At 67.7% G+C, this 13,953-nt stretch carries 17 protein-coding genes; all 17 read left to right on the forward strand.

Annotation, left to right across the window (positions count from 1 at the left end; genetic code table 11):
• Nucleotides 1-5: 5 nt before the first annotated feature.
• The 17 genes from ACMHYJ_RS04040 (at nucleotide 6) to hisI (ending at nucleotide 13,889) form a co-directional block, all read left to right on the forward strand.
• The gene (locus ACMHYJ_RS04040) at nucleotides 6-1,469 is read left to right on the forward strand and encodes a glutamate synthase subunit beta (protein WP_414244931.1); all 1,464 of its coding nucleotides are present in this window, start codon (nucleotides 6-8) and stop codon (nucleotides 1,467-1,469) included.
• A 74-nt stretch (nucleotides 1,470-1,543) separates the two neighbouring features.
• On the forward strand, nucleotides 1,544-2,365 hold the full coding sequence (locus ACMHYJ_RS04045) for an ABC transporter ATP-binding protein (RefSeq protein ID WP_414244932.1): 822 nt from the start codon (nucleotides 1,544-1,546) through the stop codon (nucleotides 2,363-2,365).
• Nucleotides 2,362-3,153 carry a lipid asymmetry maintenance ABC transporter permease subunit MlaE gene (gene mlaE / locus ACMHYJ_RS04050; protein ID WP_414244933.1) on the forward strand — a complete coding sequence of 264 codons (792 nt, stop codon included), beginning with the start codon at nucleotides 2,362-2,364 and terminating at the stop codon, nucleotides 3,151-3,153. The genes ACMHYJ_RS04045 and mlaE overlap by 4 nt, the downstream gene beginning before the upstream one ends.
• 50 nt (nucleotides 3,154-3,203) lie before the next feature.
• Complete coding sequence (gene mlaD / locus ACMHYJ_RS04055; protein ID WP_414244934.1) at nucleotides 3,204-3,683, forward strand: outer membrane lipid asymmetry maintenance protein MlaD; 480 nt, start codon at nucleotides 3,204-3,206, stop codon at nucleotides 3,681-3,683.
• Between the two features lie 60 nt (nucleotides 3,684-3,743).
• On the forward strand, nucleotides 3,744-4,586 hold the full coding sequence (locus ACMHYJ_RS04060) for a VacJ family lipoprotein (RefSeq protein ID WP_414244935.1): 843 nt from the start codon (nucleotides 3,744-3,746) through the stop codon (nucleotides 4,584-4,586).
• Between the two features lie 69 nt (nucleotides 4,587-4,655).
• Nucleotides 4,656-5,297, forward strand: coding sequence for a phospholipid-binding protein MlaC (locus ACMHYJ_RS04065; protein ID WP_414244936.1), 642 nt, complete (start codon nucleotides 4,656-4,658; stop codon nucleotides 5,295-5,297).
• 51 nt (nucleotides 5,298-5,348) lie between these two features.
• Nucleotides 5,349-6,137: an ABC transporter ATP-binding protein gene (locus ACMHYJ_RS04070; protein WP_414244937.1), complete on the forward strand. Its 789-nt coding sequence runs from the start codon at nucleotides 5,349-5,351 to the stop codon at nucleotides 6,135-6,137.
• Nucleotides 6,134-6,925, forward strand: coding sequence for an ABC transporter permease (locus tag ACMHYJ_RS04075; RefSeq protein WP_414244938.1), 792 nt, complete (start codon nucleotides 6,134-6,136; stop codon nucleotides 6,923-6,925). The genes ACMHYJ_RS04070 and ACMHYJ_RS04075 overlap by 4 nt, the downstream gene beginning before the upstream one ends.
• A gap of 7 nt (nucleotides 6,926-6,932) precedes the next feature.
• Nucleotides 6,933-7,184, forward strand: coding sequence for a BolA family protein (locus tag ACMHYJ_RS04080; RefSeq protein WP_414244939.1), 252 nt, complete (start codon nucleotides 6,933-6,935; stop codon nucleotides 7,182-7,184).
• Nucleotides 7,177-8,430 (forward strand): UDP-N-acetylglucosamine 1-carboxyvinyltransferase, encoded by a 1,254-nt coding sequence (gene murA, locus ACMHYJ_RS04085; RefSeq protein ID WP_414244940.1) that lies wholly within the window; start codon nucleotides 7,177-7,179, stop codon nucleotides 8,428-8,430. Before ACMHYJ_RS04080 ends, murA begins: the two co-directional genes overlap by 8 nt.
• Before the next feature lie 7 nt (nucleotides 8,431-8,437).
• Complete coding sequence (gene hisG / locus ACMHYJ_RS04090) at nucleotides 8,438-9,109, forward strand: ATP phosphoribosyltransferase (protein WP_414244941.1); 672 nt, start codon at nucleotides 8,438-8,440, stop codon at nucleotides 9,107-9,109.
• 102 nt (nucleotides 9,110-9,211) lie between these two features.
• Nucleotides 9,212-10,516 carry a histidinol dehydrogenase gene (gene hisD / locus ACMHYJ_RS04095; protein WP_414244942.1) on the forward strand — a complete coding sequence of 435 codons (1,305 nt, stop codon included), beginning with the start codon at nucleotides 9,212-9,214 and terminating at the stop codon, nucleotides 10,514-10,516.
• A 30-nt stretch (nucleotides 10,517-10,546) separates the two neighbouring features.
• Nucleotides 10,547-11,134, forward strand: coding sequence for an imidazoleglycerol-phosphate dehydratase HisB (hisB, locus tag ACMHYJ_RS04100; RefSeq protein WP_414244943.1), 588 nt, complete (start codon nucleotides 10,547-10,549; stop codon nucleotides 11,132-11,134).
• Between the two features lie 41 nt (nucleotides 11,135-11,175).
• A complete protein-coding gene (gene hisH, locus ACMHYJ_RS04105) occupies nucleotides 11,176-11,817 on the forward strand; it encodes an imidazole glycerol phosphate synthase subunit HisH (RefSeq protein WP_414244944.1) in 642 nt (213 codons plus the stop codon).
• Nucleotides 11,818-11,863: 46 nt separating this feature from the next.
• Entirely contained in the window at nucleotides 11,864-12,646 is a 783-nt protein-coding gene (hisA, locus tag ACMHYJ_RS04110) for a 1-(5-phosphoribosyl)-5-[(5-phosphoribosylamino)methylideneamino]imidazole-4-carboxamide isomerase (protein WP_414244945.1), read from the forward strand.
• The gene (hisF, locus tag ACMHYJ_RS04115; RefSeq protein ID WP_414244946.1) at nucleotides 12,643-13,458 is read left to right on the forward strand and encodes an imidazole glycerol phosphate synthase subunit HisF; all 816 of its coding nucleotides are present in this window, start codon (nucleotides 12,643-12,645) and stop codon (nucleotides 13,456-13,458) included. Before hisA ends, hisF begins: the two co-directional genes overlap by 4 nt.
• Nucleotides 13,455-13,889 carry a phosphoribosyl-AMP cyclohydrolase gene (gene hisI, locus ACMHYJ_RS04120; RefSeq protein WP_414244947.1) on the forward strand — a complete coding sequence of 145 codons (435 nt, stop codon included), beginning with the start codon at nucleotides 13,455-13,457 and terminating at the stop codon, nucleotides 13,887-13,889. Before hisF ends, hisI begins: the two co-directional genes overlap by 4 nt.
• Nucleotides 13,890-13,953 lie beyond the last annotated feature (64 nt).

A 13,953-nucleotide genomic window follows, 5' to 3' on the forward strand; every position in this document is an offset into this window, starting at 1 on the left:
ACATCATGGGAAAAATCACTGGCTTCATGGAGTTCGACCGGGTCAAGCCCGCCTACGAGGCCCCCGAAACCCGCCTGCGCCATTGGAAGGAATTCGTTTCGCCCCTGACCGACGAAGAAGCCCGGGTGCAAGGCGCCCGCTGCATGGACTGCGGCGTGCCCTTTTGCACCCACGCCTGCCCGGTCAACAACATCATCCCGGACTGGAACGACCTGGTCTACCGCCAGGACTGGAAGCGCGCCCTGGATACCCTGCTGTCCACCAACAACTTCCCGGAATTCACGGGACGCATCTGCCCCGCCCCCTGCGAGGCCGCCTGTACCCTGAACCTGAACGACACCGCCGTGGGCATCAAGTCCATCGAGCACACCATCATCGAGCGCGGCTGGCAGGAAGGCTGGGTCGTCCCCCAGCCGCCCATGCGCAAAACCGGCAAGAAAGTGGCCATCGTGGGTTCCGGCCCCGCCGGGCTGGCCTGCGCCCAGCAACTGGCCCGGGCGGGCCATGCGGTCTCGGTGTATGAAAAAAGCAACCGCATCGGCGGCCTGCTGCGCTACGGGATACCGGACTTCAAGCTGGAAAAAACGCACATCGACCGCCGCCTGGCCCAACTGGAGGCCGAGGGCGTGGTGTTTTTCCCCTCCACCTACATCGGCCTGGCCGCCGACGCCGAGGACGGCCTGACCGTCATCCCCCCGGACGAGCTGCTGGCCCGGCACGACGCCGTGGTGCTGGCGGGCGGCTGTGAACAGCCGCGCGACCTGCCCGTGGACGGGCGCGCACTGGACGGCGTGCATTTCGCCATGGATTTTCTGCGCCTGCAGAACAAAATCAACCACGGCGAACGCATCGCCCGCCCCATCGACGCCCGGGGCAAGCACGTCGTGGTCATCGGCGGGGGCGACACCGGCTCGGATTGCGTCGGCACCAGCAACCGCCAGGGGGCGGCCTCGGTCACGCAGTTCGAGCTGATGTTCCGTCCGCCGGAAGAAGAAAACAAGCTGCTGACCTGGCCCTACTGGCCCATCCGCCTGCGCACCTCGTCCTCGCACGAAGAAGGCTGCCAGCGGGACTGGGCCGTGGGCACCCAGGCGTTCGAGGGCACCGACGGCCGGGTCGAAAAACTGGTGGCCACCCGCCTGGAATGGGTCAAGGACAAAGCCACCGGCCAGCTGAAAATGCGTGAAATCAAGGACTCCCGCTTTGAAATCCAAGCCGATCTGATTCTGCTGGCCATGGGTTTCGTGTCGCCCGTCCGGGCCGTGCTGGACGCCTTCGGCGTGGCCGTCGGCCCCCGGGGCAATGCGCAGGCCAACACCGACGACTACTGCAGCAGCCGCGCCAAGGTCTTTGCCGCCGGCGATATGCGCCGCGGCCAGTCCCTGGTGGTCTGGGCCATCCGCGAAGGGCGTCAATGCGCGCGCTCGGTGGATGAATACCTGATGGGCGACTCGGTGCTGCCGCGTTAGTGATCCGCTGACCCAGCGGTTCACTAGGTCAAGGTACAATCGGAGTCAATAGTAAGAGACCCTTGCGCGTATCCATGACCCCCCCTCCTTCCCCCCTGGTGACCTTCGCCCGAGTCTCGTTGGGCTACGGCGAATTCACCGTGCTGCGCGACATCGACCTGCGGGTCATGCCGGGGCAGGTCGTGGCCATGATGGGCGGCTCCGGCTCGGGCAAGACCACGCTGCTGCGGGCCGTCACCGGCCAGCTGCGCGCCCAGTCGGGCGACATCGCCGTATTCGGCCAGGACATGGCCGGGCTGCGCGGCGAACCGCTGCGCGAAATCCGCCAGCGCATGGGGGTGCTGTTCCAGGGGGGGGCCCTGTTCACCGACCTCAACGTCTTTGAAAACGTCGCCTTCCCGCTGCGCGAGCACACCTGCATCTCCGAAGGCCAGATTCTCGAAAAGGTCCTGGACAAACTGCAGGCGGTCGGCCTGCGACACGCGGCCCATCTGCGGATTTCCGAAATCTCCGGCGGCATGGCGCGGCGCGTGGCCCTGGCCCGCGCCGTCGTGCTCGAACCCGAGCTCATCCTCTACGACGAGCCCTTCGCCGGGCTCGATCCGATCTCGCTGGGGATCACCGCCCAGCTGATCCGCACCATGACCGACCAATTGGGCTGCGCCTCCATCCTGATCACCCACGACGTGGCCGAATCCTTCGCCATCGCCGACCAGGTCTATCTCATCGGCCAGGGCCGCCTGATCGCCCAGGGCACGCCGGCCCAGCTGTCGGCCGCCCAGGACGACTACCTGCAGCAATTCCTGCAGGGCCGCCCGGACGGCCCCATCGGCTTTCATTACCCCCAGACGCCGGCCTTCGACCGCTGGCTGACCACCCAACGAGGGCTGGCATGAACAACCCCCTGTCCCGCCGCATCGCCGCCCTGGGGCATGCCGCGGCCGCCTTGCTGGCCGGCCTGGGGGCCTTCGCCCGCCTGTTCGCCGTCATCCTGGCGCGCAGCGGCATCCTGCTGCGCCGCCCCCGCCTGGTCGCCCAGCAGGTGCATTTCATCGGCAACCACTCCCTGCTCATCATCGGGGTCTCGGGCCTGTTCGTCGGCTTCGTGCTGGGCCTGCAAGGCTACTACACGCTCAACCGCTATGGCTCCGAAGAAGCCCTGGGCCTGCTGGTGGCCCTGTCGCTCACCCGCGAACTCGGCCCCGTGGTCACCGCCCTGCTGTTCGCCGGCCGGGCGGGCACCTCGCTCACCGCCGAAATCGGTCTCATGAAAGCCGGCGAACAGCTCTCCGCCATGGAAGTCATGGCCGTCGACCCCATCCGCCGCGTGCTCGTCCCCCGCTTCTGGGGCGGGGTGATCGCCATGCCCGTGCTGGCGGCGGTCTTTTCCATGGTCGGCATCCTGGGCGGCTGGTTCGTCGGGGTGATCCTGATCGGCATCGACCCCGGCGCATTCTGGTCCCAGATGCAGGGCGGCGTCGACGTCGTCGACGACGTCCTCAACGGCGTCATCAAAAGCCTGGTCTTCGGCATCGTGGTCACCCTGATCGCCCTGCACCAGGGCTGGGCCGCCCAAGCCACCCCCGAAGGCGTGTCGCGGGCCACCACCCGCACCGTCGTCAACGGCGCGCTGGCCGTGCTGGGGCTGGACTTCCTGCTGACCGCGCTGATGTTCGCCCATTAAACCGTTTTCACCCTTGCGCCACTGCCGCACGCCCCCAAGGAACCCTATTCATGACACGCGAAAAAACTGATTTCTGGGTCGGACTTTTCATCCTGCTGGGCCTGATCGCCTTGGTGTTCCTGGCCCTGCGCGCCGGCAACATGAGCGCGTTCTCGTTCGCCCCCACCTACCGGGTGCACGCGTACTTCGACAATGTCGGCGGGCTGAAGGTTCGCGCGCCCGTCAAGAGCAGCGGGGTCGTGGTGGGCCGGGTGGCCGCCATCGGCTTCGACAACCAGCGGTTCCAGGCCAGCGTGGCCCTCGACCTCGACGCGCAATACGAATTCCCCACGGATTCCTCGGTCGCCATCCTGACGTCCGGCCTGCTGGGCGAACAATACATCGGCCTGACGCCCGGCGGCGAAGACAAGAACCTCGCCGACGGCGGCACCATCCAGATGACCCAATCGGCGGTCGTCCTCGAAGACCTGATCAGCAAATTCCTGTACGACTCGGCCGAAAAGGAAGGCGCCGGCCCTGCCGCGAAATAAGCGCAAAGGCTACAATGTCCAGTTCAGCCGGATTGGCTGTCATTTATCCCGACCACCCACATGCCCACCACCACCCCCGTCCCTGTCCCGCCCCGATCTTCCCGCTTCGCCGGCCGCCGCGCGGCCCTGGCGCTGGCGACCGCCGCGCTGCTGGCCGGGTGCGCCCAGGTGCCCAACCCCAGCGCCAACGACCCCTGGGAATCCTATAACCGCGGCATGACCCAGTTCAACGACACAGTCGACCGCGCCGTGCTCAAACCCATCGCCACGGGCTACGAAACCATCACCCCGCGCCCCGTGCGCACCTGTGTCCACAACATCTTCGGCAATCTCCTGGATGTCTGGTCCGGCGTCAACAGCCTGCTGCAAGGCCGCGGGCGCGACTTCGTCGACACCTTCGGACGGGTGCTGTTCAACAGCACGGCGGGCCTGGGCGGCTGCATCGACGTGGCCTCCATGCACGGGGCCCGCCGCATCCCCAACGATTTCGGCATGACCCTCGGCGTCTGGGGGTTCGGGCAGGGCCCCTATCTGGTGCTGCCTTTCCTGGGCCCCAGCACCGTGCGCGACGGCGTGGGCACGGCGGTCACGCTCGTCGCCCCCGTCACGCCCACGGCCGCCGTCTTCGCCATCGACAACGTCCCGGTGCGCAACAGCATCCTGGGCCTGTATTTCGTGGATGCCCGGGCCAATCTCCTCGAAGCCGACCGCCTGGTCGACCAGATCGCCCTGGACAAATACAGCTTCATCCGCGACGCCTACCTGCAGCGGCGCCAGGCCATGCTGAACAGCCGCCAACAAGGCGAACACGCCACCACCGAAGACGCCCTGGGCCAGTCGCCCGCCGCGTCCGGCGCCCTGCCCGTGTACGACGACCCGGACGATCCCGCCACACCGCAATAACCACTCAAATCGTGCAGCGGCCCGCCGGGCGCTGCACACCCCTTGAAGCGCCAAACGATTCCAACCGCCATGAACCCACTGACCCGCATGATTCGCCCCCTGATGCTCGGCCTGGCCATCGGCCTGCTGGGCCTGAGCGCCACCGCCGCCCGGGCGGCCCAGGCCATCGACGCCCATGCCGCGCCCGACGTCTTCCTGGACGCCGTGGCCAACACCATGCTGGATGCCGTCAAGGCCGACCCCGACGCCCTCAAGGGCGATGTCGGCGCGATTTCCAGCCTGGTGCGCCAATACGCCCTGCCCTACGTCGACATAAACAAAACCACGCGGCTGGCCGCCGGGCGCTACTGGCGCCAGGCCTCCAAGCCCCAGCAGGACGACCTGGTCAAAGCCTTTACCGGCACCCTGATCCGCACCTACAGCGGGGCCTTTACCCGGGTCACGCCCGCCACCCGCATCACCCTGCAGCCCTTTCGCCAAGACCCCGGCGCGGATGACGTGGTCGTGCGCACCCTGGTGTCGCAGCCCAACAGCGCGGACATCGGGGTCGACTATCGCCTGGAAAAAACCCCGGATGGCTGGAAAGTCTACGACCTCAACGTCGAAGGCATCTGGCTCATCCAGAACTACCGCAACCAGTTTTCCCAGGAAATCGGCCGCAGCGGCATCGACGGCCTGATCCAGGCCCTGAACACGAAAAGCGGCCAGTAGCCGGCCGCCTCCATTCTCTGCTGGCGCCGGCCTCCGGCGCCCTGGCCCGACATGCCCGCCCTCGAACTGAAAAACATCTCCAAGACCTACGCCGCCCCCCGGCTCTCCCTGCGCGACCGCCTGGCCGGGCGGCCCGCGCCCCGGGGCTTCCAGGCCCTGCACGACATCGACCTGACCATCGAGCACGGCGAATTCTTCGGCCTGCTGGGCCCCAACGGCGCCGGCAAGACCACGCTGATCTCCATCCTGGCCGGCCTGGCGCACGCCACACACGGCAGCGCCCGGGTATGCGGCCACGACGTCGTGGCCGATTTCCGCCTGGCGCGCCAGTCCCTGGGGGTCGTGCCCCAGGAAATCGTCTACGATCCATTCTTCACCGTGCGCGAAACCCTGCGCCTGCAATCGGGCTATTTCGGCCTGCGCGACAACGACGACTGGATCGACGAAATCCTGGCCAACCTGGGCCTGCTGGACAAGGCCGAAACCAATATGCGCGCCCTTTCGGGCGGCATGAAGCGCCGTGTGCTGGTGGCCCAGGCGCTGGTGCACCGCCCCCCCGTCATCATCCTGGACGAACCCACCGCCGGGGTGGACGTCGACCTGCGGCGCACGCTGTGGGATTTCATCACCCGCCTGAACCAGGCGGGCCACACCATCCTGCTGACCACGCACTACCTGGAAGAAGCCGAATCCCTGTGCGGGCGCGTGGCCATGCTCAAATCCGGCCACCTGGTGGCGCTGGACACCACCCAGGCCATCATGGCGCGCTTCGGCGGCGCCGATCTCGAAGACGCCTTCGTGCACATCATGCACGACGACGCCCTGCTGGAAGAACTATGATCCGCCCCGCCACCCAGATCCGCCCCGCCATGGGCTCGGGTTTCCCGACCCTGCTGCACAAAGAGTTCATGCGCTTCTGGAAGGTCGGCCTGCAGACCATCGCCGCCCCGGTGGTCACCGCCCTGCTGTACCTGCTGATCTTCTCGCACGTGCTCGAAGACCGCGTTCAGGTATACGGCAGCCTGCCGTACACCGCCTTCCTGATCCCCGGCCTGATGATGATGAGCATGCTGCAGAACAGCTTCGCCAACCCGTCGTCCTCGCTCATCCAAAGCCGCATCACGGGCAACCTGATCTTCGTCCTGCTGCCGCCGTTCTCGCACCGCCAGATTTTCCTGGCCTACTTGCTGGCCGCCGTCGCCCGGGGCCTGATCGTGGGGGCCTGTATCTGGCTGGTGGCCCTGTTCTTCGTGGTGCTGCCCGTCAAGGCCCCCCTGTGGCTGCTGGTCTTCGCCGTGCTGTCGTGCTGGATACTGGGCACCCTGGGGCTGATCGCGGGCCTGTGGTCCGAAAAATTCGACCAGCTGGCCGCCTTCCAGAACTTCCTCATCATGCCGGCCACGTTCCTGTCCGGCGTGTTCTACTCCATCCACAGCCTGCCGCCATTCTGGCAGGCCGTTTCCGGGTGGAATCCCGTCTTCTACATGATCGACGGCTTCCGCTACGGCTTCTTCGCCGTTTCGGATGTGTCCCCCTGGCATGGGCTGGCCATCGTGCTGGCCGTTGCCATCGCCCTCAGCCTGTTTGCCCTGCGCCTGCTGGCGCGCGGCTATAAACTCAGGAGCTAATTCCACTATGCAACCCACCCCCGACCAAGTCCGCCAATACATTACCGACCACCTGGATTGCGACCACCTGGAAGTCTACGGCGACGGCGCCCACTTTGAAGCCCTGATCGTCAGCAAAGCCTTCGAGGGCCAGAACACCCTGGCGCGCCACCGCACGGTCTACCAGGCCCTGGGCGACCGCATGCGCGCCGAAATCCATGCCCTGTCCATGCGCAACCTGACGCCCGCCGAATACGCCGACGCCAAGAGCAATGGATAAGCTGCTGATCCAGGGCGGCCGCCCGCTGCAGGGCGAGATCGCCATATCCGGGGCGAAAAACGCCGCGCTGCCCATCCTGTGCGCGGCGTTGCTCACCGACGACCCCCTGGTGCTGGACAACGTCCCCGCCTTGCGCGACATCGGCACCACCCTCAGTCTGCTCGAACGCATGGGGGTGCGGACACAGCGTCCGGCCCCCCATCAAGTCACCCTGCAGGCCGACCAGATCCACAGCCAGGAGGCCCCCTACGACCTGGTCAAGACCATGCGCGCCTCCATCCTGGTGCTGGGGCCGCTGGTGGCGCGCTTCGGCCAGGCGCGCGTCAGCCTGCCCGGGGGCTGCGCCATCGGCCAGCGCCCCGTCGATCAGCACATCAAAGGCCTGGCCGCCATGGGCGCCAGCATCCGCATCGACCACGGCTTCGTCGTGGCTCAGGCGCAGCGCCTGCGGGGGGCCAGCATCCTCACCGACATGGTCACCGTCACCGGCACCGAGAACCTGCTGATGGCCGCCACCCTGGCCGAAGGCCGCACCGTGCTGGAAAACGCCGCCTGCGAACCCGAAATCATCGACCTCGCCCAAGTGCTGATCGCCATGGGGGCGCACATCGAAGGCCACGGCACCGACCGCATCGTCATCGAGGGCGTGGATCGCCTGCACGGCGCGCGCCACCGCATCGTGCCCGACCGCATCGAAGCCGGCACCTTTCTGTGCGCCGTGGCGGCCACGGGCGGCGACATCACCCTGCGCAACGCCGCCCCCGATACCCTGGGGGCCGTGCTCGACAAGCTGCGCGACGCCGGGCTGCACATCACCACGGGCCCCGACTGGATTCGCGCCCGCATGCGGGGCCGGCCCCGGGCCATCGGCTTTCGCACCAGCGAATATCCCGGCTTCCCCACCGACATGCAGGCCCAGCTGATGGCGCTCAACACCGTCGCCGAAGGCACGGCGGTCATCACCGAAAACATCTTCGAAAACCGCTTCATGCACGTGCAGGAACTCTGCCGCATGGGGGCCGACATCGAGATCGACGGCCACACCGCCGTGGTGCAGGGGCATCCCCGGCTGTTGGGGGCCACCGTCATGGCCACCGACCTGCGCGCTTCCGCCAGCCTGGTCATCGCCGGCCTGGCCGCGCAAGGCCAGACCACGGTCGAGCGCATCTATCACCTGGATCGCGGCTACGAACACATGGAAAGCAAGCTCCAGGCGCTGGGCGCCGACATCCAACGCATTCAATAGGCACGACATGGCACAAACGCCGCTGACCCTGGCCCTTTCCAAGGGCCGCATCTTCGAAGAAACCCTGCCGCTGCTGGCCGCCGCCGGCGTGGGCGTGCCCGAGAACCCGGAATCCTCGCGCAAACTGATCCTGCCCACCGATTCGCCCGATCTGCGCATCATCATTGTGCGGGCCTCCGACGTGCCCACCTACGTGCAATACGGGGCGGCCGATTTCGGCATCGCCGGCAAGGACGTCCTGCACGAACACCTGGCCCACAACCCCGGCGGCCTGTACCAGCCCATCGACCTGAACATCGCCCACTGCCGCCTGTGCGTAGCCGCCCCCGAAGGCTTCGACTACCAAGCCGCCGTGCGCCAGGGTTCGCGCCTGCGCATCGCCACCAAATACGTGCGCGCCGCGCGCGAACACTTCGCCGCCAAGGGCGTGCACGTGGACATCATCAAACTGTACGGTTCCATGGAACTGGCCCCCCTGGTGGGTCTGGCCGACGCCATCGTCGACTTGGTATCCTCGGGGGGCACCCTGCGCGCCAACCGCCTGGTCGAACTCGAAGAAATCAGCCAGATTTCCTCGCGCCTGATCGTCAACCAGGCCGCCCTGAAAATGCACGGCGCCCGCCTGCAGCCCTTCCTGGACGCCTTTGCCCAGGCATCCGGCGACAACGGGGCGGCCTGAACCCCGGCAAACCATCGCCTTCCGATGCCAAAAAGCAGCGCCTGCGCGACCCGGCCCATAAATTCGGTAAGATAGACATTTACCCCCTCTGTTGCCGCCGTCATGTCCCTGATCAACCGCCTGGATGCCTGTTCCGCCGATTTCGATGCGGCCCTGACCCAATTGCTGGCCTACGATGCGTCGCAGGACGACCGCATCGAAGCCACTGTGCGCGACATCCTGCACGACGTGCAAACGCGCGGGGACGCCGCCGTCCTGGACTACACCGCCCGCTTCGACCAGGTTCAGGCCCAGCGTCTGGCCGATCTCGAAATCCCCCTGGAAGCCTGCCACGCCGCCCTGGCCGCGCTGCCCACCGACCAACGCGACGCCTTGCACGCCGCCGCCGAGCGCATCCGCGGCTACCACCAGCGCCAGCGGGCCGAAACCTGGACCTACACCGAAGCCGACGGCACCCTGCTGGGCCAGCAGATCACGCCGCTGGATCGCGTGGGCCTGTACGTGCCGGGCGGCAAGGCCGCCTATCCGTCATCGGTGCTGATGAACGCCATCCCCGCGAAGGTCGCCGGGGTGCCGCAGCTGATCATGGTCACCCCCACGCCGGGCGGCGCGCGCAACCCCATGGTGCTGGCCGCCGCCGCCCTGGGCGGCGCGGATCGCGTCCTGGCCATCGGCGGCGCCCAGGCGGTGGGCGCCCTGGCCTACGGCACGCCCACCCTGCCCGCCGTCGACAAGATCGTCGGCCCGGGCAACGCCTACGTCGCCGCCGCAAAGCGCCGCGTCTTCGGCACCGTGGGCATCGACATGATCGCCGGGCCCTCCGAAATCCTCATCCTGGCCGACGGCAGCACCGCGCCCGACTGGCTGGCGATCGACCTGTTTTCCCAGGCCGAGCACGACGAACTGGCCCAGGCCATCCTGCTGTGCCCCGACGCCGCCTATCTGGACGCCGTCCATGCCGCCATCGAAAAACTGCTGCCCAGCCAGCCACGCGCCGACATCCTGCGCACCAGCCTGGCCAACCGCGGGGCCCTGATCCACACCGCCAGCCTCGAACAGGCCTGTGAACTGGTCAACCGCATCGCCCCCGAACACCTGGAAATCTCCACCCAGGATCCGCAGGCCCTGCTGCCCCTGATCCGCCACGCCGGCGCGATTTTCCTGGGGGCCTACAGTTCAGAATCCCTGGGCGATTACTGCGCCGGGCCCAACCACGTCCTGCCCACCGCCCGCACGGCGCGGTTCTCATCCCCGCTGGGCGTCTATGATTTCCAAAAACGCAGCAGCCTGATCCAGGTTTCCGCCGCCGGGGCCCAGACCCTGGGGCGCATCGCCGCCACCCTGGCCACCGGCGAAGGCCTGCACGCCCACGCCGCCAGCGCCACCGCCCGCCTATCGGCCCGCTAGCCCTTTTTTGCCGGACCCCGCCTTATCATCATGCGCACCGCCACCATCGAACGCAATACCCAGGAAACCCGCATCCGCGCCACCATCAATCTGGATGGCACGGGCGCCCGCACCCTCGACACCGGGGTGCCGTTCCTGGATCACATGCTGGATCAGATCGCCCGCCACGGCCTGTTCGACCTGGACATCCACTGCGACGGCGACACCCACATCGACGACCACCACAGCGTCGAAGACGTCGGCATCACCCTGGGCCAGGCCTTTGCCGCCGCCGCGGGCAACAAGGCCGGGCTGCGCCGCTACGGCCACGCCTACGTCCCGCTGGACGAATCCCTCTCGCGGGTAGTGGTCGATCTCTCCGGGCGGCCCGGCCTGTACTACCACGTCGATTACGCCCGCGCCCTGATCGGCCGCTTCGACGTCGACCTGGCCCGGGAATTCTTCCAGGGCTTCGTCAACCACGCCCTGGCCACCGTGCACATCGACAACCTGCGCGGCGAAAATGCCCACCATCAGTGCGAAACCATCTTCAAGGCCTTTGGCCGGGCGCTGCGCATGGCCACAGAAATCGACCCCCGCGCAGGCAACACCATCCCATCCACCAAGGGCGCCCTGTAACGCCTCCACGCACCGTTTCCCGCACCCAGGACCATCACATCGTGACTCGCATCGCCATCGTCGACTACGGCATGGGCAATTTTCACTCGGTGGCACGCGCCTTGCAGGCCGCCGCCCCCCAGGATGAGATCCGCATCGTGCGGGACGCCGCCGGCATCCGCCAGGCCGACCGCATCGTCTTCCCCGGACAAGGCGCCATGCCCGACTGCATGCGCACCCTGGACACCTCGGGCCTGCGCGACGCGCTTTTGCAGGCCGCCCGCGAAAAACCCCTGCTGGGCGTCTGCGTGGGCGAACAAATGCTGTTCGACGCCAGCGACGAAGGCCATACCCCGGGCCTGGGCCTGTTCGCCGGCCGGGTTCGCCGCTTCCAGGGCCCAGCCTTCCAGGGCCACGGCGGCGCCGGCCGCCTGAAAGTCCCCCACATGGGCTGGAATCCGGTCGCGCGCACCCGCCCCCACCCGCTCTGGGACGGCATCGCCCCCGACACGCCTTTCTACTTCGTCCACAGCTACTACGCCGTCCCGACAGACGCCGCCCTGGTGGCCGCCACCTGCCGCTACGGCCACGAATTCTGCTGCGCCGTTGCAGCCGACAACATTTTTGCCGTACAGTTTCATCCAGAAAAAAGCGCAGCGCCCGGCTTGCAGATCTACCGCAACTTCACCCGCTGGCAGCCCTGATACCCGCTGCCTGTTTTTTCATTTCACCCGTACTGACACGACGACCATGCTCCTGATCCCCGCCATCGACCTCAAAGACGGGCGCTGCGTGCGCCTGCGCCAAGGCGACCTGGCCGACGCCACCGTATTTTCCGACGACCCCGCCGCCATGGCCACCCAGTGGGCCGAACAGGGCGCCCGCCGCCTGCACCTGGTGGACCTGAACGGCGCCGTGGCCGGCAAGCCCCGCAACGGCGCGGCCATCCAGGCCATCGTGGACGCCATCGACGAGGACATCCCCATCCAGATCGGCGGCGGCATCCGCGACCTGGACACCGTCGAATACTATCTGGACAACGGCATTGCCTACGTCATCATCGGCACCGCCGCCGTCAAAGACCCGGGCTTCCTCAGCGACGCCTGCACGGCCTTCCCCGGCCACATCATCGTCGGCCTGGACGCCCGCGACGGCAAGGTCGCCACCGACGGCTGGTCCAAGCTCACGCGCCACGACGTCATCGACCTTGCCCGCAAATTCGAAGACTACGGCTGCGAGTCCATCATCTACACCGACATCGGCCGCGACGGCATGCTCAACGGTGTCAACATCGAAGCCACGGTGCGCCTGGCCCAGGCCGTGCGCATGCCCGTCATCGCCTCCGGGGGCGTGGCCTCGCTGGACGACATCCGCGCCCTGTGCGCCGCCGCCCGGGACGGCATCGACGGCGCCATCCTGGGCCGCAGCCTGTACGAAGGCACGCTGGATTTCGCCCAGGCCCAGGCCCTGGCCGATTCCCTGCACGACCCGGATGCCGACGATGCCCCGGCGGCCGACGAGCCGGCCCAATGAACGCCGCCAACCGTCCCCCCGCGCCCCAGCCGGATTCCGGCCTGTGCTGCCGCATCATCCCCTGCCTGGACGTCAGCGCCGGACGGGTCGTCAAAGGCGTCAACTTCGTCAACCTGGCCGATGCCGGCGATCCCGTCGAAATCGCCCGCCGCTACGATGAGCAAGGCGCCGACGAAATCACCTTTCTCGACATCACCGCCACCACCGACGACCGCGACCTGATCCTGCCCATCATCGAATCCGTCGCCAAGCAGGTATTCATCCCCCTGACCGTGGGCGGCGGCGTGCGCCAAGTGGCCGACATCCAGCGCCTGCTGGACGCCGGGGCCGACAAAGTCTCCATCAACAGCGCCGCCGTGGCCCGCCCCGAACTCGTGGCCGAAGCGGCGGCGCACCATGGCTCGCAGTGCATCGTGGTGGCGCTGGATGCGCGCCGCGTGTCCGCCGACGGCGAAGCCCCGCGCTGGGAAATCCACACCCACGGCGGGCGGCGCGGCACGGGCCTGGACGCCGTGCAATGGGCACGCCGCATGGCCGACCTGGGCGCGGGCGAAATCCTGCTCACCAGCATGGACCGCGACGGCACCAAGTCGGGCTTCGACCTGGCCCTGACCCGCGCCGTCGCCGACGCGGTGCCGATCCCGGTGATCGCCTCCGGCGGGGTGGGCAATCTGCAGCACCTGGCCGACGGCGTGCTGCAGGGCCATGCCAGCGCCGTGCTGGCCGCCAGCATCTTCCATTTCGGGCAATACACCCTGGCCGAGGCGAAAGACTACCTGGCTGCCCAGGGCATCCAGGTGCGCCGGCCATGACCGCGCCCAAGCCCACCGGCGGCCCGGCGGATGCCGCCTGGCTGGCCGCGCTGCGATTCGACGCCCAGGGCCTGATTCCCGCCATCGCCCAGGACGCCGACACCGGCGTCGTGCTGATGATGGCCTGGATGAACGCCGACGCCATCCAGGAAACCGCGCGCACGGGCCGGGCCGTGTATTTTTCACGTTCGCGCCAGCGCCTGTGGCGCAAAGGCGAAGAATCCGGACACGTCCAGCAAGTGCGCGACATCCGCCTGGATTGCGACGGCGACGTGCTGCTGCTGTCCGTCACCCAACTGGGCGGGATCGCCTGCCATACGGGCCGCCAGCGGTGTTTTTACCGCCGTCTGGACACCGCCGCCCGCCAGTGGGCAGAGACCGACCCGGTGCTGAAAGACCCCCACACCATCTACAAGCACACAAAGCCCTGATGCGTTCGGCGGGGCCGGCCCCTCGCCCGTCCCGCCGCCAGCCAGTCATTCACCCCCGTCCGCC

It is taken from the genome of Castellaniella hirudinis (assembly GCF_047468865.1).
GTDB lineage: Bacteria > Pseudomonadota > Gammaproteobacteria > Burkholderiales > Burkholderiaceae_B > Castellaniella > Castellaniella hirudinis_A.